The organism is Achromobacter deleyi, assembly GCF_016127315.1.
Classification (GTDB): Bacteria; Pseudomonadota; Gammaproteobacteria; order Burkholderiales; family Burkholderiaceae_B; genus Achromobacter; species Achromobacter insuavis_A.
Genome location: NZ_CP065997.1, coordinates 1,983,297 through 2,001,440 on the forward strand (window position 1 = coordinate 1,983,297; position 18,144 = coordinate 2,001,440).

The window sequence follows — 18,144 nt, forward strand, 5'->3', positions numbered from 1 at the left end:
TGCTGCCATAGGGAAGACCGTGAGGCATTGAATTCACAGGGAAAATTAATACGTCCCTAATATTATTCAATTTTTGAAAGCGGTGAGGGATGCCCGTCTCATAGGGGAATCCATCTCCGAAGCAGGGCATGGTCCTATTTCGGCAGGTCCCTTTCCACTTTATATGTCCCTAATTATATTTTGAGTCAGATCATGCGCGGGCGGCGTAATCCCGGTTCCGCCGCCCGGGGCTTCAAAGCGTGGCGTCGTAGTCGATGGTCAACGGCGCGTGGTCGGAAAAGCGCTCGTCCTTGTAGATGGCGACGCTGCGGGCGCGGGCGGCGATGCCCGGCGTGGCGATCTGGTAGTCGATGCGCCACCCGACGTTCTTGGCCCAGGCCTGGCCGCGATTGCTCCACCAGGTGTATTGGTCGGGCCGGTCGTCGATGGTGCGGAACACGTCGACGAAGCCGCGCTTGTCGAACACATCGGTCAGCCAGGCGCGTTCCTCGGGCAGGAAACCGGAGTTCTTCAGGTTGCCCTTCCAGTTCTTCAGGTCGATTTCCTTGTGGGCGATGTTCCAGTCGCCACAGATGATGAATTCGCGGCCGGTCGTCTTGTGCTCGTGCATCAGCGCATCGATCCACGGGCCGAAGCGGTCCAGGAAGCGGTACTTGGCCTGCTGGCGTTCGTCGCCGCTGGAGCCCGACGGCAGGTAGGCGCTGATGACGGACAGGTTCTTCCAGTCGGCGCGGATGATGCGGCCTTCGGGGTCGAATTCTTCGCAGCCCAGGCCGATGTTGACGCGCTCGGCGGCATCGCGCAGGTAGATGCCGACGCCGCTGTAGCCCTTCTTGACGGCGTGGTGGAAGTGGCCGGTGTAGCCGGGCGGGTGGCGCAGGTCTTCGGTCAGATCCTCGTCCGATACCTTGATTTCCTGCAGGCACAGCACGTCGGCGGCGTGCTTCTCCATCCAGGGTTGCAGGCCCTTGCGGAAGGCGGACCGGATGCCATTGAGGTTGATTGACGTGATGCGCAGCAAAGCGGGACTCCTGTAGAGCGGCCGGAAACGGCCGGAACAATGCCAGGAATTTAACCGACTCGACGACGTTGCCCGGGAATAGCCCCGACAACGGATAAAATGCCGGGGTTTGCCACCTCTCGGATCCTCCTCGCATGTCTGCCGCCCACTCCGCTTCCGCCACCTCGCTCGACTTTGTCCGCTTCGCCTTGAACGAAGGCGTGTTGCGCTTCGGCAGCTTCAAGGTCAAGTCCGGCCGCATCAGCCCCTATTTCTTCAATGCGGGCCTGTTCAACAGCGGTGGTTCGGTCGGCAAGCTGGCGGGCTTCTACGCCCAGGCGCTGCTGGATTCGGGCGTGGCCTTCGACATGCTGTTCGGCCCGGCCTACAAGGGCATCCCGCTGGCCACGGCCACCGCCGTCGCGCTGGCCGGCCATCCGGCGATGCAGGGCCGCAGCGATGTGCCGTTCGCCTACAACCGCAAGGAAGCCAAGGATCACGGCGAAGGCGGCACTCTGGTTGGCGCGCCGCTCAAGGGCAAGGTCGTCATCATTGACGACGTGATCACCGCGGGCACCTCGGTGCGCGAGTCGGTGGAGATCATCCGCAACGCCGGCGCCGAGCCGGCCGCGGTGCTGATTGCCATGGACCGCATGGAACGCGCGGGCGCCGACGACGCGCTGTCGGCGCACTCGGCGGTGCAGGACGTGGCCAAGACCTACGGCATCCCGGTGGTGGCGATCGCGTCGCTGGCGGACATCATGGCGCTGCTGCAGGACGACGCCGCGTTTGCCGAGCACCGCGACGCGGTGCAGGCGTACCGGACGAAGTACGGGGTGAAGTAAGCGCGAGTCCGGCAAGGCAGTGCCGGCCGCCGTATCGCAGGACAGGTTCTTCGAGCCTGTGGGCTGGTTCATGCCCGACGACCAACACGCCGCTCGCCTGGGCCGCCTGCGCCAGACTTTTGTCGAACGTGGCCAGCGCGGCGCCGCGCCATAGCGCGAGTTCCAGGTACGAGGCGTCATAGATGGTAAGCCCGTGTTCGCGGGCGAGCCGCTCGCATTGAGGCAGCCAGGCGGTAGAAGGGCGCGATTCGTTGACGACGGGCACGCTGTTCAGCACGGCAGAGAATTTGGCCAGTGTGGCTGCCGTGGCTTGCTGCTGCCGCTCGACGCGCAAGGCGCCTTGAGCCACTTCCATTGGCCAGATCTGCGGGACCAGGACGGCTTCGCCGTTCAGGTCGTCCAGGATGGCAAACGCCTGTTCGCTGCAGGTTTGGCTGGGCAATCGCAGCCAGCTCAACGCGACCGAGGCATCTAGCACGAGCTTCATTCGCGGACCCCTTTGACGGCATACCACCAGGTGGCTTCGTCGGTGTACGGGATGCCCGGGAACCGTTTCAGTTCTTCTATCGCATTGTGACCCGCCTCGGTCATCAGGGGGTTGACCCGCCTGAGCTGCGCTTGCGCCAGACCGTCCTGGGTGATGACAACGAACACGCCATCGTTTGCGGCCTGGATCATTTCGTCGAGCCGGTCCGCAACTTGTTCGCGTGGGATGGATAGGTAGGGGGCGTTCATGGCCAAATCTCCAGTCGGAATCGTCCGGATCATTCTTGGCCAAACAAAAGGCCGCGACAAGATGCCGCGGCCTTAGGATGGGTCTGATCTTGCACGCCGCCCCAAGGTCGGGACGGCGCAGGGAGATCAGCTGTCCAGCTTCTGCTTGAGCAGGTCGTTGACCTGCTGCGGGTTGGCCTTGCCGCGCGCGGCCTTCATGATCTGGCCGACCAGCGAGTTGAACGCCTTCTGCTTGCCGGCGCGGTATTCCTCGACGATGGCGGGATTGGCCGCCAGCACCTCGTCGATCATGGCGCCGATGGCGCCGGTGTCGCTGATCTGCTTGAGGCCGCGGGCGTCGATGATGGCGTCGGGCTGGCCGCCGTTCTCGCCGGCCCACATGGCGCCGAACACTTCACGCGCGATCTTGTTGGAGATGGTGCCGTCGATGATGCGGTTGATCAGCGCGGCCAGGGCCGGCGCCTGCACCGGGGCTTCGGCGATGGCCTTTTCTTCCTTGTTCAGGGTGGCGGCCACTTCGCCCATGATCCAGTTGGCGGCCAGCTTGGCCTGGCCGGCCGGCAGCGCGTGCGCCACGGCCTCGAAGTAGGCGGCCAGGTCGCGGCTGACGGTCAGCTGGGCGGCGTCGTAGGCCGGCAGGCCGTACTCGGATTCGAAGCGGGCGCGCTGGGCGGCCGGCAGCTCGGGCATGGCGGCGCGGACCTCGTCCACCCACTCGCGCGCGATCACCAGCGTGGGCAGGTCGGGATCGGGGAAGTAGCGGTAGTCGTGCGCGTCTTCCTTGCTGCGCATGCTGCGGGTTTCGTCGCGGTCGGCGTCGTACAGGCGGGTTTCCTGGACCACGGTGCCGCCGTCCTCGATCAGCTCGATCTGGCGCCGCGCTTCATAGGTGATGGCGCGTTCCAGGAAGCGGAACGAGTTGACGTTCTTGATCTCGGTGCGGGTGCCGAATTCCTTCTGGCCGACCGGGCGCACGGAGACGTTGGCGTCGCAGCGGAACGAGCCTTCCTGCATGTTGCCGTCGCAGATGCCGAGCCACACCACCAGGCTGTGCAGGGCGCGGGCGTAGGACACGGCCTCGGCGGCCGAGCGCATTTCTGGCTCGGTGACGATTTCCAGCAGCGGCGTGCCGGCGCGGTTCAGGTCGATGCCGCTGGCCGGCGAGCCGTTGGCCAGGGCGAAGTCGTCGTGCAGCGACTTGCCGGCGTCTTCTTCCAGGTGGGCGCGCGTCAGGTTGACTGTTTTCTCTTCCTCGCCGACGAAGAACGACAGCGAGCCGCCCACCACCACCGGCAGCTCGTACTGGCTGATCTGGTAGCCCTTGGGCAGGTCGGGGTAGAAGTAGTTCTTGCGCGCGAACACCGAGCGCGGCGCGATCTCGGCGCCGACCGCCAGGCCGAAGCGGATGGCGCGTTCGGCGGCGCCGCGGTTCATGACCGGCAGGCTGCCCGGCAGGGCCAGGTCGACCTCGTTGGCGTGGGTGTTGGGCGCGGCGCCGAATTCGGTGCTGCTGCCCGAAAAGATCTTGGAGTCGGTGGAAAGCTGGGTGTGCGTTTCCAGGCCGATGACGATTTCCCAGTTCATGCTTAGGCGTCCTGCTGGGCCGGCGTGGCCTTGTGCCACGTCGTGACTTGTTGGTAGCGGTCGGCGATGGCCAGGAGGCGGCCTTCGTCGAAGTAGTTGCCGATGATCTGCAGGCCGACGGGGCGGAGATTCTTGCTTCCCCCAAATCCGCACGGAACCGACATGGCGGGCAGGCCGGCCAGGCTGACGCCCAGCGTGTAGACGTCGGCCAGCCAGTCGGCGGTGGGATCGTCGCGGTTGTCGCCGATGTTCTTGGCCACCGTCGGGGTCACCGGGCCCATGATGACGTCGCACTGGCCGGCGAAGGCGCGCTGGAAGTCCTGGGCGATCATGCGGCGCAGGCGCTGGGCCTGCAGGTAGTAGGCGTCGTAGTAGCCGTGCGACAGCACGTAGGTGCCGATCAGGATGCGGCGCTTGACCTCGTCGCCGAAGCCTTCGGCGCGCGAGCGGCTGATCATCTCGTTCAGGTCGCCATACTGCGCGGCGCGGTGGCCGTAGCGCACGCCGTCGTAGCGGGCCAGGTTGCTGGACGCTTCGGCGGGGGCGATGACGTAGTAGGCGGGAATGGCCAGTTCGGTGCGCGGCAGCGACACCGGCACGCGCACCGCGCCCAGGGCCTCGAACTGGGCCAGGGCGGCCTGTACCGCGGCAGCCACGTCCGGCGCCAGGCCGGCGCCGAAGTATTCCTCGGGCACGCCGATGCGCAGGCCCTTCAGGGGCTGGCTGCCGGCGGCGTCGAACTTGCCCTGCGCGGCATCGAAATCGCGCCGCACGCGGCCCGGTTCGTTGGCGGCGGCGTCGCATTTTTCCAGGCTGGTGGCGTCGCGCGGGTCGAAGCCGCTGATGACGTCCAGCAGTTCGAGCAGGTCGCGGCTGCTGGGGGCCAGCGGGCCGGCCTGGTCCAGGCTGGAGCCGAAGGCGACCATGCCGTAGCGCGAGACGGTGCCGTAGGTCGGCTTGATGCCGCTGACGCCGCACAGCGCGGCGGGCTGGCGCACCGAGCCGCCGGTGTCGGTGCCGGTGGTGGCGGCCACCAGGCGCGCGGCGACGGCCGCGGCCGAACCGCCCGACGAGCCGCCGGGCACGGCGGCCGGATCCCAGGGGTTGCGGACCACGCCGTAGGCCGAGTTCTCGTTGCCCGAGCCCATGGCGAATTCGTCGCAGTTGAGCTTGCCCAGCGACACGGCGCCGGCGGCCTGCAGGCGCTCGACCACGGTGGCGTCGAACGGGCTGACGTAGCCGTCCAGCATCTTGCTGCCGGCGGTGGTGCGCCAGCCGCGGGTGACGAAGGCGTCCTTGTGGGCGATGGGCACGCCGGCCAGCGGGCCGGCATTGCCGGCGGCCAGCGCGGCGTCGGCGGCGCGGGCCTGGGCCAGCGTCAATTCGGCATCAATATGTAAGAAGGCGTTCAGGCTGCTGGCCGACTCGGCGGCCGCCAGCGAGCTTTGCGCCAGCTCGACGGCGCTGACCTGGCGTTGGGCGAGGGCCGCGCGCAGGGCGGCGATCCCCTCGAATTGGGTGTGCAGGGCGGGTTGGGTCATGGCTTAGTCGAGAACCTTGGGGACCAGGAAAAGACCGTCCTGGGCGTCGGGGGCGTTGGCCAGCAGCTCAGCGCGGCGGGCCTCCGAGGCGGTTTCGGTCACGGCGTCCTGGCGCAGGCGCAGCACGATGTCCTCGTGGGCCGACAGCGGGTGGGCCAGGGGTTCGACGCCCTGGGTGTCGACGGCCTGGAGCCGTTCGATCAGGTGGAGGATGCCATTGAGCTCGGCCTGCGCGTGGCCGCGCTGGTCCGGGGTCAGTTCGATTCTGGCCAGCTTGGCAATGCGGGCCACATCTGTGTCATTGAGCGCCATGGGGATTGCAATATCGAGAAGCGAAGGCCGAGGGGCGGGACTGGGCAGTATGCACATGCCAAACCCGTTACAAAGCTTGAATAGCCTGCATTTATGCGCTATTTCCGGGGAAATTATAAGTTATGATTCACGGTTTAATCGCCGTGATGACAGGCGCACCCAGGGTTTCCTGGGCCGTACGCCCCGCGGCATGACCCCAATTCCCCCCAGAATTTAGCTGAGCTCCCATGTTCGGATTCCTGCGCAGTTATTTTTCCAGCGATATGGCGATCGACCTCGGTACCGCCAATACGCTGATCTACGTCCGCGGCAAGGGCATCGTGCTCGATGAGCCCTCCGTGGTCGCTATCCGTCATGAAGGCGGGCCTCACGGCAAGAAAATCATCCAGGCCGTCGGCCAGGAGGCCAAGCAGATGCTCGGCCGCGTGCCCGGCAACATCGAGGCCATCCGGCCCATGAAGGATGGCGTCATCGCCGACTTCACGGTCACCGAGCAGATGCTCAAGCAGTTCATCCGCATGGTGCACCCCCGCAACATGCTGGCGCCCAGCCCGCGCATCATCGTGTGCGTGCCCTGCGGCTCCACCCAGGTTGAACGCCGCGCCATCCGCGAATCGGCCCTCGGCGCCGGCGCCTCGCATGTGTTCCTGATCGAAGAACCCATGGCCGCGGCCATCGGCGCCGGCCTGGCCGTCTCCGACGCCAGCGGCTCCATGGTCGTCGACATCGGCGGCGGCACCACCGAAGTGGCGGTCATCTCGCTGGGCGGCATGGTCTACAAGGGTTCCGTGCGCGTCGGCGGCGACAAGTTCGACGAGGCCATCGTCAACTACATCCGCCGCAACTACGGCATGCTGATCGGCGAACCCACCGCCGAACTCATCAAGAAGGAAATCGGCTCGGCGTTCCCGGGTTCCGAAGTCCGCGAGATCGAGGTCAAGGGTCGCAACCTGGCCGAAGGCGTGCCGCGCAGCTTCACGGTCTCGTCCAACGAGATCCTGGAATCGCTGACCGACCCGCTCAACCAGATCGTCTCGGCCGTCAAGATCGCCCTGGAACAGACACCGCCCGAACTCGGCGCCGACATCACCGACAAGGGCATCGCCCTGACCGGTGGTGGCGCGCTGCTGCGCGACCTCGACCGCCTGCTGCAGGAAGAAACCGGCCTGCCGGTGGTGGTCGCCGATGATCCCCTGACCTGCGTCGTGCGCGGTTGCGGCGAGGCGCTGGAACACCTTGAGAAACTGGGCGCGATCTTCATCAACGACTAATTCTGCCCGCCAGCCCGGAGCCCCGCTTTTTCACGGCTCCGGCCGCTGCGGGGGCCGCGGGCGCGGGCGCCCGGGCTGAGATTCATGCAACGACAAGGGACTCCTCCCCTATTCAGGCGCGGCCCTCCGGCGGAGGTGCGGCTGGTCATCCTGGTCGTCCTGGCAGTGGCTTTGATCATCATGGATTCGCAGTGGCGCATGCTGGAACCGGCGCGCCGCGCGATGTCCGTGGCGCTGTATCCCTTCCAGCGCGCCGTCATGGCGCCGCGCGACCTAGTCCAACAGGTCAACGAGTGGGTCAACGCCGCCAACCTCATCCGCACTGAAAACGAAGCCTTGCAGCGCCAGCGCATCGAGCTGGCCCAGGTGGCCACGCATGCGGCGCAGCTGGCCGCCGAAAACGCGCAATTGCGCCGCCTGCTCGGCGTGACCGATACCGTGGCGCAGTCGGCCGTGGTGGTGGAAGTGCTGTACGAGCCCACCAACGCCTTCAACCAGCGGCTGGTGTTCAACAAGGGCAGCAAGGCCGGCCTGGCGCCGGGCATGCCCGTGATCGACGAAGGCGGCGTGGTCGGCCAGATCGTGCGCGTGACGCCCATGACGGCCGAAGCCGCCCTGGTCACCGACGAGCAGGTGTCCATCCCGGTGCAGCTGCTGCGCAATGGTCTGCGGCTGATCGCCTTTGGCGGGAACTCTCCCGGCAAGATGGAGGTCCGTTACCTCGCGGCCAATGCCGACATCAAGGAAGGCGATACTATCGTCACCAGTGGCGTCGGCGGGCTGTTTCCCGCCGGCCTGCCGGTGGCCAAGGTAACCTCGGTCGAGCGCGATACCGCTTCCGGCTTCGCGCGAGCCGTCTGCGAACCGCTGGCCCACCCTGAACGTTATCGCCACTTCCTGGTCCTGCAGGTGGATGTGGAACGTGCCGAGTCCAACCGTCAGGAGGTCGATTCCGGTGGATCGGACTAATCAACAATCATCAGGCCAACCGCGGCGCCGGCTGGGCACGCCCAGCAACGTGCACCCGGAACGCCTGTCGGGCCCCGCGCACGGGGTCTTCGTCTGGGGCACCATCCTGCTGGTCTGGCTGGTGTCGCTGCTGCCTTGGCGCCTGTGGCAGGGCGCGCCCGACGTCCTGATCCTGATCATCGCCTTCTGGTGCGTGCACGAGCCGCGCCGCGTCGGCCTGTTCACCGCCTTCTGCTTCGGCCTGCTGATGGACGTGCACGACGCCGGCCTGCTGGGCGAGCATGCGTTGTCCTACACCCTGGTCGCCTACGGCGCCGTGGTGCTGCACCGCCGCCTGCAGCGTTTCGACCTCTGGAGCCAGGCCATGCACATGCTGCCTGTGTTCCTGATCGCCCGCTTCCTCACCCAGATCATCCACGCCTGGCTGGCCGGCAAGTGGCCGGGCTGGGACTGGGGCATCAGCGTGGCCATCACCGCCGCCCTGTGGCCGCTGGCGGGTTGGGTGCTGCACTTGCCGCAGCGCGGTGCCGATGACGCCGAATCTTCCTCCGCCTGACGGCGGCGCCGCGTCACATGTTCGAATTCAAGAAAACCGGCCAGCAGCAAAAGCAGCGCTTCCGCCTGCGCGCCTGGGTGGGCGGCGTGTTCGCGCTGGCCTGCTTCGGCGTGCTGGTGGGCCGGTTCTGGTACCTGCAGGTCGATCGCTACGAGGGCCTGTCCGAACGCGCCGACCGCAACCGCATCGCCGTGGTGCCGATCCCGCCGCGCCGCGGCGAGATCCTCGACCGCAACGGCGAGGTGCTGGCGCGCAACTACCGCACCTACACGCTTGAAGTGGTGCCGGCCCAGGCCGGCAACATGAACGCGCTGTTCGAGCGGCTGACGCAGGTGGTCTACATCAGCCCGGCCGACCAGCGCCGCTTCAAGCGCCGCGCGGCCGAATCCAGCCGCTACGCCAGCCTGCAGCTGCGCAACAACCTCAACGAGACCGAGGCGGCCTGGTTCGCCGCCCACGCCTTCCAGTTCCCGGGCGTCGAGCTGCGCGCGCGCTGGGTGCGCGAGTATCCGCAAGGCCAGTCCGCCGCCCACGTGGTCGGCTACATCGGCCGCATCGCCGAGGGCGACATCGAGGAACTCGAGCGCGCCGGCCAATTGGGCAACTACCGCGGCACCGACGTCATCGGCAAGAAGGGCATCGAGAAGACCTGGGAAGAGGCGCTGCATGGCCGCACCGGCCTGGAAGAGGTCGAGGTGACCGCGGGCGGCCGTCCCATGCGCACGCTGCGCCGCATCGACCCGGTGCCGGGCTCGGACATCATGCTGTCGATCGACATGGGCCTGCAGAAAGTGGCCGAGGAAGCCTTCGTGGGCCAGCGCGGCGCATTGGTGGCGATCGACCCCGACACCGGCGAGGTGCTGGCGTTCGTGTCGCAGCCCTCGTTCGACCCCAACCTGTTCGTCGACGGCATCGACGTGGACAACTGGCGCATGCTGAACGAGTCGCCGGACCACCCGCTGATCAACCGCCCGCTGTACGGCACCTATCCGATCGGCTCGACCTACAAGCCCTTCGTCGGCCTGGCGGCGCTGGAGCTGGGCAAGCGCCGCGCCACCGACCGCATCTCCGATCCCGGCTACTTCGAGTTCGGCGGCCAGAAATTCCGCAACGCCGGCGGCGCCGCCTACGGCATGACCGACATGCACAAGGCCATCGTGGTGTCGTCGGACACGTATTTCTATTCGCTCGGCCCCGAGATCGGCGTGAACGCGCTGCACGATTTCACCAAGCAGTTCGGCTTCGGCCAGATCACCGGCATCGACCTCGAAGGCGAAAAGCGCGGCGTGCTGCCGTCCACCGACTGGAAGCGCTCGGCCTACAAGGACAAGGAACGCCAGCGCTGGTACGCCGGCGAGACCATTTCCGTCGCCGTGGGCCAGGGCTACAACGCCTTCACCCTGTTGCAGCTGGCGCAGGGCACCTCGACGCTGGCCAACGACGGCCTGTACCGCCGTCCGCACCTGGTGCACGCGGTGCGCGATCCGCGCTCGGGCGTGGCCAAGCCCACCGAGTCCGCGCCCGACTACCGCATCCCGCTCAAGCAGGCCAACGTCGACGTCATCAAGAACGCCATGGCCGACGTGGTGCGCGCCGGCACCGCGCGCCGCGCCTTCGCCAACGCGCCCTACCAGGCCGCGGGCAAGACCGGCACGGCCCAGGTGTTCAGCCTGCGCGGCGGTCACTACCGCGCCAGCGCCATCGACGAACGCCTGCGCGACCACGCGCTGTTCATGGGCTTCGCGCCGCTGGAACACCCGCGCATCGCCGTCGCGCTGATCGTCGAGAACGCCGGCTGGGGCGCCAGCGTCGCCGCGCCGGTGGCTCGCAAGGTGTTCGACTACTGGCTGGCCAAGGACCGCCAGGACAAGATCGTGCGTCCGGATCGCAACCTGCCGACGGCATCGGTTGAAACCATCACCTCCGACCTGGTGCGCCAACAATGAAGCGTCTCGGCCTGATCCTGCTGCGCGTCTTCACGGCCTTCGACTGGCCGCTGCTGGCGATCCTGATGATGTTCGCCGCGCTCGGCCTGACCGTCATGCATTCGGCGGTGGGCGGCACCGACTGGCGCTTCGCCGAGCAGTCGCGCAACTTCATCATCGCTTTCTTCGCCATGTGGATCATGGCGCTCATTCCGCCCAAGTGGCTGATGAAGCTGGCGCTGCCGTTCTACGTGGTCGGCGTGGTGCTGCTGCTGGGCGTGGAATTCTTCGGCGAGACCAGCAAGGGCGCGACGCGCTGGCTCAACCTGGGCGTGACCCGCATCCAGCCGTCCGAGATGATGAAGATCGCCGTGCCCATGATGCTGGCCTGGTACTTCCAGCGCCACGAGGGCGCGGTCCGCATCCGCGACTTCCTGGCCGCCGCCGCGATGCTGGCGGCCCCCTTCGGCCTGATCGTGCTGCAGCCCGACCTGGGCACCGCGCTGCTGGTGTTCGGCGCGGGCTTCTTCGTCATCTACTTCGCGGGCCTGTCGTTCAAGCTGCTGGTCCCGGTCATGCTGGCCGGCATCATCGCTATCGGCACGCTGGTCTATTACGAAGACCAGCTCTGCGAGCCCGACGTCAACTGGGTGGTGCTGCACGACTACCAGAAGCACCGCGTCTGCACGCTGCTCAATCCCAGCTCGGACCCGCTCGGCAAGGGCTTCCACACGATCCAGTCGATGATCGCGGTGGGCTCGGGCGGCGTCTACGGCAAGGGCTACATGAAGGGCACGCAGACGCACCTGGACTTCATCCCCGAACGCACCACCGACTTCATCTTCGCCGTCTACGCCGAGGAGTTCGGCCTGTACGGCGGCATCGCCATCCTGGTGCTGTACGGCCTGATGATGGCCCGCGGCCTGACCATCGCTTCGCGCGCATCATCGCAGTTCGGGCGGTTGCTGTCCGGGGCGTTGACGATGATGTTGTTCATTTACGTGTTCGTGAATGTGGGCATGGTGACGGGGATTCTGCCTGTCGTTGGCGTGCCATTGCCGTTCATGAGCTATGGGGGGACGGCCTTGTTCACCATGGGGATTGCGTTTGGGATCATGATGAGCATTAGTCGGCATCGGTCGGTTAAGAGCTGAGCTTTTTCTTCGTAGGCCGCCCGGGGCGGGCGGCGCACGGGTGGGCGCGCCTGCGATTGCGGTCCGGAGCGTTCGCTCCGGACTGCCCCATACTCAACCTCGTACGCCTTCGGCTCCCTACGGTTTCCGTCGGGCGCATCTGACGGCGCGCCCACCCGTGCGCCGCCCGCCCCGGGCTACCGCTGTCGAGAAATGTGGCGCTGCTGCAGCGTGGGGTCAGGAGAGAGTCTTGCGTTGCTCGCCGATGACGGCCGCGCGGGCGGCCATCATCGGCATACATGGTGTCTGGCGTCGGGGCGGGGTTCGCTGCGCGTGGGTGACGAGTGGGGTGCTGATAATTCCGCATGGTCAGGGGAGGGGCGGTGGTGGTCGGCGCGGCGTAGAACGTATTGCGTGTGACGGACCTCTCGCGCCGACCACGCCGATGAACATCACAGGTCCCCTCACCAGCGGCTCCGCCGCCACCCCCTCGACGTCCCCACATCGCGCGTAAGCCCAAAAAGGCCGCCCGCGCGGCCGCTTTGGGCGGGCCCCGCAAGATCCTCTTCTCCCCCCAGTCGCTGGCAAAAACGCCAAGCACACAATTCGTCCCTGCGATATTGAACCCGAGACGACGTGAGCCCGTTGCGTTGGCGGTCGGGGGGGGGCGGGGCGTGTAGATGCGCCCGAGGGAAACCGTAGGGAGCCGAAGGCGTACGAGGTTGACAACGGGGCAGTCCGGAGCGAAGGCTCCGGACCGCAATCGTAGCCCCGCCACCCCCGACCGCCAACGCAACGGGCGGCTCAAGAACCCCTGAGCCGCCCGCAAAAACACCCGTAAACACAAACCCTCAAGGCAACGCTTCAGGCACCCCAAGGTCCGCGGCCAGCTTCTTCAATCCATCCCAGATTGGGGGCGCGAATTCCAGCGACTCCGCGTTCAGCTCGCGGTTGCGGGCTTCGTACTCGCCCGGATACTGGACGCCGTCCACGCCCGGTTGCGGCGGGCAGGCATGCAGGTAGTCGATGAACGCGCCCACTTCCATCGAGCGCCAGTCCGTATTGAAGTCCACCTGCGGATCCAGCAGCAGCGCGAACATGTTGTTCGTCGCCACGCCGTTGCGCGGATGTTCCGGCTGGATCGTGCCGCCGCCGGACAGCACGCCTGCCAGCAGCTCGGCCACCAGGCCCATCGCGTAACCCTTGTGGCCGCCGAACGGCAGCAGCGCGCCGGGGGGATCGGCGAACAGCGCGCCCGGGTCCGTGGTCGGATTGCCTTGCGCGTCGATCAGCGATCCCGGGGGCGCCTGTTCGCCCTTGGCCGCCAGCACGCGGGCCTTGTTCACCGCGATCGAGCTGGTCGCCATGTCGACGATGAACGGCGGGCGGCCACCCGGCAGCGGGCCGGCGAAGCACAGCGGATTGGTCGTCAGGCAGGCGCGCGCGCCGCCGAACGGCGCCACCGTGGGCGCGCGGTTGATCACGTTGGTGAAGGCCAGCAGGATCAGGCCCTTGGCCGCCACCATCTCGCCATAGTGGCCCATGCGGCCCAGGTGATGGCTGCGGCGCAGCGTCAGGATGCACTGGCCGTGCGCCTGCGTGCGTTCGATGGCCTCCTCGATCACGACTTTGCCGACGTACTGGCCCAGGCCGTTGTGGCCGTCGTAGGCCAGCATGGCGCCGCGGTCGTTGAGCAGCTCGGGACGGCCGTCGGTCTGCGCCAGGCCTTCGCTCAGCACGCGCCGGTAGTTCGTGAGGATCGACAGGCCGTGGCTGGTGTAGCCGACCCGGTCGGACTCCACCAGGTGCTCGGCCACGTCGCGGGCGATGTCCTCGGGCACGCCTTGCGCCATCAGCACGCGGCGGCCGTATTCATTGGCTTGGGCAATGGAGATTTTCATGATGCGATCTCCTTACAGCCAGCCGAGCCAGCGCCAGTAGGTCATGCCCATCAGCATCATCAGCGCGTAGCCGATGATGGTGACCAGGATGCCGACCTTGGCGAACTGCTTGGCGTTGAAGGTTTCGGTGCCCAGGCACACCATGTTCTGCGGCGCGTTGATCGGCAGGATGAAGCCGTAGCTCACCACGAAGCCCAGCAGCATGGTCATGCCCAGGCGGCTGAAGTCGCCCGGCAGCGTGGCCAGCACCGAGATCAGGATCGGCAGCATCGCCGAGGTCAGCGCGGTGGCGCTGGCGAACCCCAGGTGGATGATGATCAGGAAGGCCGACAGGATCGCGAAGATCGCCAGCGGGCCGAGATGGTCGAGACCGGTATGCGCCACCACCTGGTTGCCCAGCCATTGGCCGGCCTGCGTGGTCAGCAGCGCGGTGCCCAGGCTGATGCCGACGCCGAACACGATCACGGTGCCCCATGGGATGCGCGATTGCACGTCTTTCCAGGTCATCACGCCAAAGCGCGGCAGCAGCAGCAGGACCAGGCCGAAGTAGGTGGTCGAGGTGGTGTCGAACTTGTGCAGCTTGCCTTCGGTCGACCAGAACAGCAGCAGCATGACCGACACGGCCATCAGGCGCTTTTGCGCGCCCGTCATGGGGCCCAGTTCAAGCAGCGATTTCTCGACGGCTTCCTTGCCCCCGGCGATGCTGTCGCTTTCCGGCGGCAGCAGCTTGAGCACGATGATGATCAGCACGGCCGACATGATCAGCGACCACGGGGCGCCGGCGATCAGCCAGTCCGACCAGGCCACGCGCTGGCCCAGCATCTTTTCCATGAAGCCGACCGTCAGCAGGTTCTGCGCGGCGGCGGTCTGGATGCCGACGTTCCAGATGCTGGTGGCCTGCGCCACGATGATCATGATGCCGGCGGCGATGTTCGAGCGCTTGTCCACGCCGAAGGCCGCGATCACGCCCATCATGATGGGCACCACGGCGGCGCTGCGGGCGGTGGCGCTGGGCACCACCAGGCTCAGCACGATGGTCACTGCGATACATCCGATCAGGATGCGGCGCGTGCTGGTGCCGACCTTGGACAGCGTCACCAGCGCGATGCGCCGGTCCAGTCCGGTGAAGGTCATGGCCGCGGCGATGAACAGCGCGCCGGTGACCAGCGCCAGCGCCGAGTTGGCGAAGCCGGTCAGCGCCATGCTGATGGCGGCGGAGGTGCCGTACAGCACCTGCGGATCCTTCACGGTGGGCGCGGTGCCCAGCAGGAAGGCCATCAGCGTCGTGATCATGATCGCGCTGGCTTCGTAGGACACGGCTTCCGTGATCCACACCACCACCGCGAATGCGAGGATCGCCAACATGCGATGGCCGGCGACGGGCAGGTCGGCCGGCAGGGGCATCATCAGCACGCCGATCATGACGAGGAAACCGGCGACCAGGCCGATCGGAATTTTGGCTTTCTTGGGGGCTTGCGAGGCAGGGACAGCGGTTTCCGCAGTCATATCCATCTCCGGTTGAGGTCAAACTGACGGCACCTCGTCACAGCCCTGGGCTGGATCAAAACGAAGTGCCGACGCTACAGAATGATCGTGACGGCATTAAGGAAAACCCGTATTGATGCATATCAACTCGAGGGACAATCGTGCTTGTCGGAAAACCGATCCGGAGATTATGCTCGTCCGCCCGCGAAAATCGCAACCCTGCGAATGTTGCATAAAAACAAACAAATAACGGAACAACAGTCGTGCAGGACAGTTAATTCGTTCGTGTTATGGCGCGAATGGGTCAGCCCAGCGCCAGGCGCAATTGTTCGTCCAGGTGCAGCGTGGGCGCCACGCGCCAGCCGCTCTGGGCATAGCGCAGCCACCGTCCCAGCACCAGGTGCGTCAGCAGGCTGGCGTGCGCGGCCACGTTGGCCTCGGGCGGCAGGCCGCCATCGGTGACGGCGATGCGCAGCGATTGCTTCAACGACGCCTCGATGCGGTCGTTGATGTGGTTGATCCGTTCTTGCAGGCGGTTGTCCTCGGTGACCAGGGCGTCGCCGGTCAGCACCCGCGTCATGCCCTTGTTGCGTTCCGAGAACGTCAGCAGCATCGACACCGTCTGGTGCGCCTGCGACAGGCCATAGGGTTCGGCGATCGCGATCTGGTTCACCAGCGTGAAGATGCTGGTCTCGATGAACTCGATCAGCCCCTCGAACATCTGCGCCTTGCTGGCGAAATGTCGGTAGAGCGCGGCTTCCGAGACCGCCAGGCGGGCGGCCAGCGCCGCCGTGGTGATGCGCGAGGCGTGCGGCTGCTCCAGCATCTCGGCCAGGGTCTGCAGAATCTGGGTCTTGCGCTCGCCGGGTTTGCTCGCCATGGACGGGTCTGGTGGTACGCAGGCAGGGGTGGGGGAGGGAGCGCTAGCCCCGCAGGGGGCGCCGGCGCAGCAGCAGATCACTGACGCAGTTTACCCGCAAGTCGACATACGACGGCCGCTGCGCGCGACCGCGCGAAAAGGGCGTGCCGGGATGGAATACGTGCACCGTGCGCAGTCCGGCGCGACGGGCGCCGCGCAAGTTGGCGAGCGTGTCTTCGACCAGCACCGCCTGGCGCGCCGGCACGCCTTCGCGCGCCAGCACGTAGCGCAGCAGGGCAGGCGAAGGCTTGGGACGGAACTCGCCGTGCAGCCGCATGTGCTCGATGGCCCACAGGCTGTCGAACTGGCGCAGGATGCCCAACCGCCGCAGCACGGCGCGCGCGTAATGCAGCGGCGCGTTGGTCAGCAGCACCTTGCGGCCGGGCAGCTGCCGCAGCTTGTAGGCCAGCGCCTTCTCGGCGCGCACCAGCGGGTCGACGTCGAAGTCGTGGCTGCGGTGCAGGAAGGCGTGCGGGTCGACGCCATGGTTGCGGACCATGCCGATCATCGTCGCGCCGTAGCGCTGCCAGTACTGCTTGCGCACCGCGTTGGCGGTATCGACGTCGACGTCCAGCGCCTCGGCCACGGCCATGGTCATGCCGTGGTCGATCCGCGGAAAGATGGCGTGGGAGGTGTCGTGGAGCGTGTTGTCCAGATCAAACAACCACAGGCGCCCGGGGGCGCCTGTGGCGGTGCGGCGCGAGCGGCGCTGGCGCACCGCCGGCCGCAGCAGGGTGCGCAGCGCTCGCATCAGTGCGAGCTGATCATCGTGCCAACGCCTTGGTCGGTCAGGATTTCCAGCAGCAGGCAGTGCGGCACGCGGCCGTCGACGATGTGCACCGAGTTGACGCCGTTCTTGGCGGCATCCAGCGCGGACGAGATCTTGGGCAGCATGCCGCCCGAGATGGTGCCGTCGGCGAACAGCTCGTCGATGGTCTGGGCCGACAGGCTGCGCAGCAGCTTGCCCGCCTTGTCCAGCACGCCCGGGGTGTTGGTCAGCATCAGCAGCTTTTCGGCGCCCAGCACTTCGGCCATCTTGCCGGCGACGACGTCGGCGTTGATGTTGTAGGCGGTGCCGTCTTCACCGTAGCCAATGGGCGAGATGACCGGAATGAACTGGTCGTCCTGCAAGGCCTTGACCACCGCCGGCTCGACCAGCGTGATGTCGCCGACGAAGCCGATGTCGATCGGTTCGGCGGGATTTTCCTTGTTGGCCATCAGCTTCTTCTGGGCCTGGATCAGTCCGCCGTCCTTGCCGGTCAGGCCCACGGCCTTGCCGCCGACCTCGTTGATCATCATGACGATGTCCTGCTGGACCTGGCCGCCCAGCACCCATTCGACCACTTCCATGGTCTCGGCGTCGGTGACGCGCATGCCCTGGATGAAGGTGCCCTGCTTGCCGATGCGGCGCAGCGCGTCGTCGATCTGCGGACCGCCGCCGTGCACCACCACCGGATTCAGGCCGACCAGCTTGAGCAACACCACGTCATGCGCGAAGCTGCGTTGCAATCGCTCTTCCGTCATGGCGTTGCCGCCGTACTTGACCACGATGGTTTTGCCGTGGAATCGTCGAATATAAGGCAGCGCTTCGGAGAGCACCGCGGCTTTGACAGCAGGAGACGAGACGGCAGCAGGGTCGGGGGTGTCGGTCATGGCAGCTAAGTCGGCAATAAGTAGGGTATGAGAGTTAGAGGTTGAAAGCCTGCGCCGCTGATGGCGCGATGGCATTGCCCCCCGTGGGGGCGTGGGGTCCGGCAGTAAAAAATGCCTGCACAGGAACGCGTTGGCAACGCGGTAGCGCAAGCATACGACGGATTGTAGTCCCCGCAGGTTTCTTATGCTTTAAACCCATGTTCATATGCCCGACAAATAACCGGCATTGGGGTAAATTGGGGGCGTTTTCGCAACGGAGCGCCCCTCACGAGGGGGATTCTCCACACCGGCTGGGCATTTGCCCCCAATTTCTAC

Annotated in this window: 17 protein-coding genes; 6 read left to right on the forward strand and 11 right to left on the reverse strand. The window is 66.4% G+C overall.

Translation table 11 applies throughout. The features are described 5' to 3' along the window. Window positions 1-232 precede the first annotated feature (232 nt). Window positions 233-1,021 (reverse strand): exodeoxyribonuclease III, encoded by a 789-nt coding sequence (locus tag I6I07_RS08905; protein WP_198486365.1) that lies wholly within the window; start codon window positions 1,019-1,021, stop codon window positions 233-235. A 134-nt stretch (window positions 1,022-1,155) separates the two neighbouring features. Between I6I07_RS08905 and pyrE the strand changes: the two genes are divergently transcribed. Next, window positions 1,156-1,845, forward strand: coding sequence for an orotate phosphoribosyltransferase (gene pyrE / locus I6I07_RS08910; RefSeq protein WP_198486366.1), 690 nt, complete (start codon window positions 1,156-1,158; stop codon window positions 1,843-1,845). Here pyrE and I6I07_RS08915 read toward each other — a convergent pair. From I6I07_RS08915 to gatC, 5 genes are all read right to left on the reverse strand, one after another. Continuing rightward, window positions 1,760-2,332, reverse strand: a complete 573-nt coding sequence (locus tag I6I07_RS08915; protein ID WP_198486367.1) for a type II toxin-antitoxin system VapC family toxin — start codon at window positions 2,330-2,332, stop codon at window positions 1,760-1,762. The genes pyrE and I6I07_RS08915 overlap by 86 nt on opposite strands. Next, the gene (locus I6I07_RS08920) at window positions 2,329-2,580 is read right to left on the reverse strand and encodes a hypothetical protein (protein WP_198486368.1); all 252 of its coding nucleotides are present in this window, start codon (window positions 2,578-2,580) and stop codon (window positions 2,329-2,331) included. The genes I6I07_RS08915 and I6I07_RS08920 overlap by 4 nt, the downstream gene beginning before the upstream one ends. A gap of 126 nt (window positions 2,581-2,706) precedes the next feature. Continuing rightward, window positions 2,707-4,164 carry an Asp-tRNA(Asn)/Glu-tRNA(Gln) amidotransferase subunit GatB gene (gatB, locus tag I6I07_RS08925; protein WP_198486369.1) on the reverse strand — a complete coding sequence of 486 codons (1,458 nt, stop codon included), beginning with the start codon at window positions 4,162-4,164 and terminating at the stop codon, window positions 2,707-2,709. 2 nt (window positions 4,165-4,166) lie between these two features. Continuing rightward, on the reverse strand, window positions 4,167-5,705 hold the full coding sequence (gene gatA, locus I6I07_RS08930; protein ID WP_198486370.1) for an Asp-tRNA(Asn)/Glu-tRNA(Gln) amidotransferase subunit GatA: 1,539 nt from the start codon (window positions 5,703-5,705) through the stop codon (window positions 4,167-4,169). Between the two features lie 3 nt (window positions 5,706-5,708). Beyond that, window positions 5,709-6,017 (reverse strand): Asp-tRNA(Asn)/Glu-tRNA(Gln) amidotransferase subunit GatC, encoded by a 309-nt coding sequence (gene gatC / locus I6I07_RS08935; RefSeq protein ID WP_006391830.1) that lies wholly within the window; start codon window positions 6,015-6,017, stop codon window positions 5,709-5,711. Window positions 6,018-6,244: 227 nt separating this feature from the next. On the opposite strand from gatC, the gene I6I07_RS08940 reads away from it, so the two are divergent. The 5 genes from I6I07_RS08940 to rodA all read left to right on the forward strand — a co-directional run bounded on the left by I6I07_RS08940 (window position 6,245) and on the right by rodA (window position 11,892). Continuing rightward, window positions 6,245-7,288 (forward strand): rod shape-determining protein, encoded by a 1,044-nt coding sequence (locus I6I07_RS08940; RefSeq protein WP_006391829.1) that lies wholly within the window; start codon window positions 6,245-6,247, stop codon window positions 7,286-7,288. Window positions 7,289-7,372: 84 nt separating this feature from the next. Continuing rightward, window positions 7,373-8,257 (forward strand): rod shape-determining protein MreC, encoded by an 885-nt coding sequence (gene mreC / locus I6I07_RS08945; protein ID WP_035359687.1) that lies wholly within the window; start codon window positions 7,373-7,375, stop codon window positions 8,255-8,257. Continuing rightward, a complete protein-coding gene (gene mreD, locus I6I07_RS08950) occupies window positions 8,244-8,813 on the forward strand; it encodes a rod shape-determining protein MreD (RefSeq protein WP_054430699.1) in 570 nt (189 codons plus the stop codon). Before mreC ends, mreD begins: the two co-directional genes overlap by 14 nt. 17 nt (window positions 8,814-8,830) lie before the next feature. Further along, a complete protein-coding gene (gene mrdA / locus I6I07_RS08955; RefSeq protein WP_198486371.1) occupies window positions 8,831-10,759 on the forward strand; it encodes a penicillin-binding protein 2 in 1,929 nt (642 codons plus the stop codon). Next, window positions 10,756-11,892, forward strand: a complete 1,137-nt coding sequence (gene rodA / locus I6I07_RS08960; protein WP_198486372.1) for a rod shape-determining protein RodA — start codon at window positions 10,756-10,758, stop codon at window positions 11,890-11,892. The genes mrdA and rodA overlap by 4 nt, the downstream gene beginning before the upstream one ends. A gap of 830 nt (window positions 11,893-12,722) precedes the next feature. Here rodA and I6I07_RS08965 read toward each other — a convergent pair. The 5 genes from I6I07_RS08965 to argB all read right to left on the reverse strand — a co-directional run bounded on the left by I6I07_RS08965 (window position 12,723) and on the right by argB (window position 17,829). Further along, a complete protein-coding gene (locus tag I6I07_RS08965) occupies window positions 12,723-13,772 on the reverse strand; it encodes an Ldh family oxidoreductase (protein WP_198486373.1) in 1,050 nt (349 codons plus the stop codon). Between the two features lie 12 nt (window positions 13,773-13,784). Beyond that, window positions 13,785-15,278 carry a DASS family sodium-coupled anion symporter gene (locus tag I6I07_RS08970; protein WP_006391822.1) on the reverse strand — a complete coding sequence of 498 codons (1,494 nt, stop codon included), beginning with the start codon at window positions 15,276-15,278 and terminating at the stop codon, window positions 13,785-13,787. Between the two features lie 283 nt (window positions 15,279-15,561). Then, on the reverse strand, window positions 15,562-16,137 hold the full coding sequence (gene slmA / locus I6I07_RS08975) for a nucleoid occlusion factor SlmA (RefSeq protein WP_006391821.1): 576 nt from the start codon (window positions 16,135-16,137) through the stop codon (window positions 15,562-15,564). Window positions 16,138-16,180: 43 nt separating this feature from the next. Next, window positions 16,181-16,927 carry a pyrimidine 5'-nucleotidase gene (locus tag I6I07_RS08980; RefSeq protein WP_116522254.1) on the reverse strand — a complete coding sequence of 249 codons (747 nt, stop codon included), beginning with the start codon at window positions 16,925-16,927 and terminating at the stop codon, window positions 16,181-16,183. Next, the gene (gene argB / locus I6I07_RS08985; protein ID WP_006391819.1) at window positions 16,927-17,829 is read right to left on the reverse strand and encodes an acetylglutamate kinase; all 903 of its coding nucleotides are present in this window, start codon (window positions 17,827-17,829) and stop codon (window positions 16,927-16,929) included. Before argB ends, I6I07_RS08980 begins: the two co-directional genes overlap by 1 nt. Window positions 17,830-18,144 lie beyond the last annotated feature (315 nt).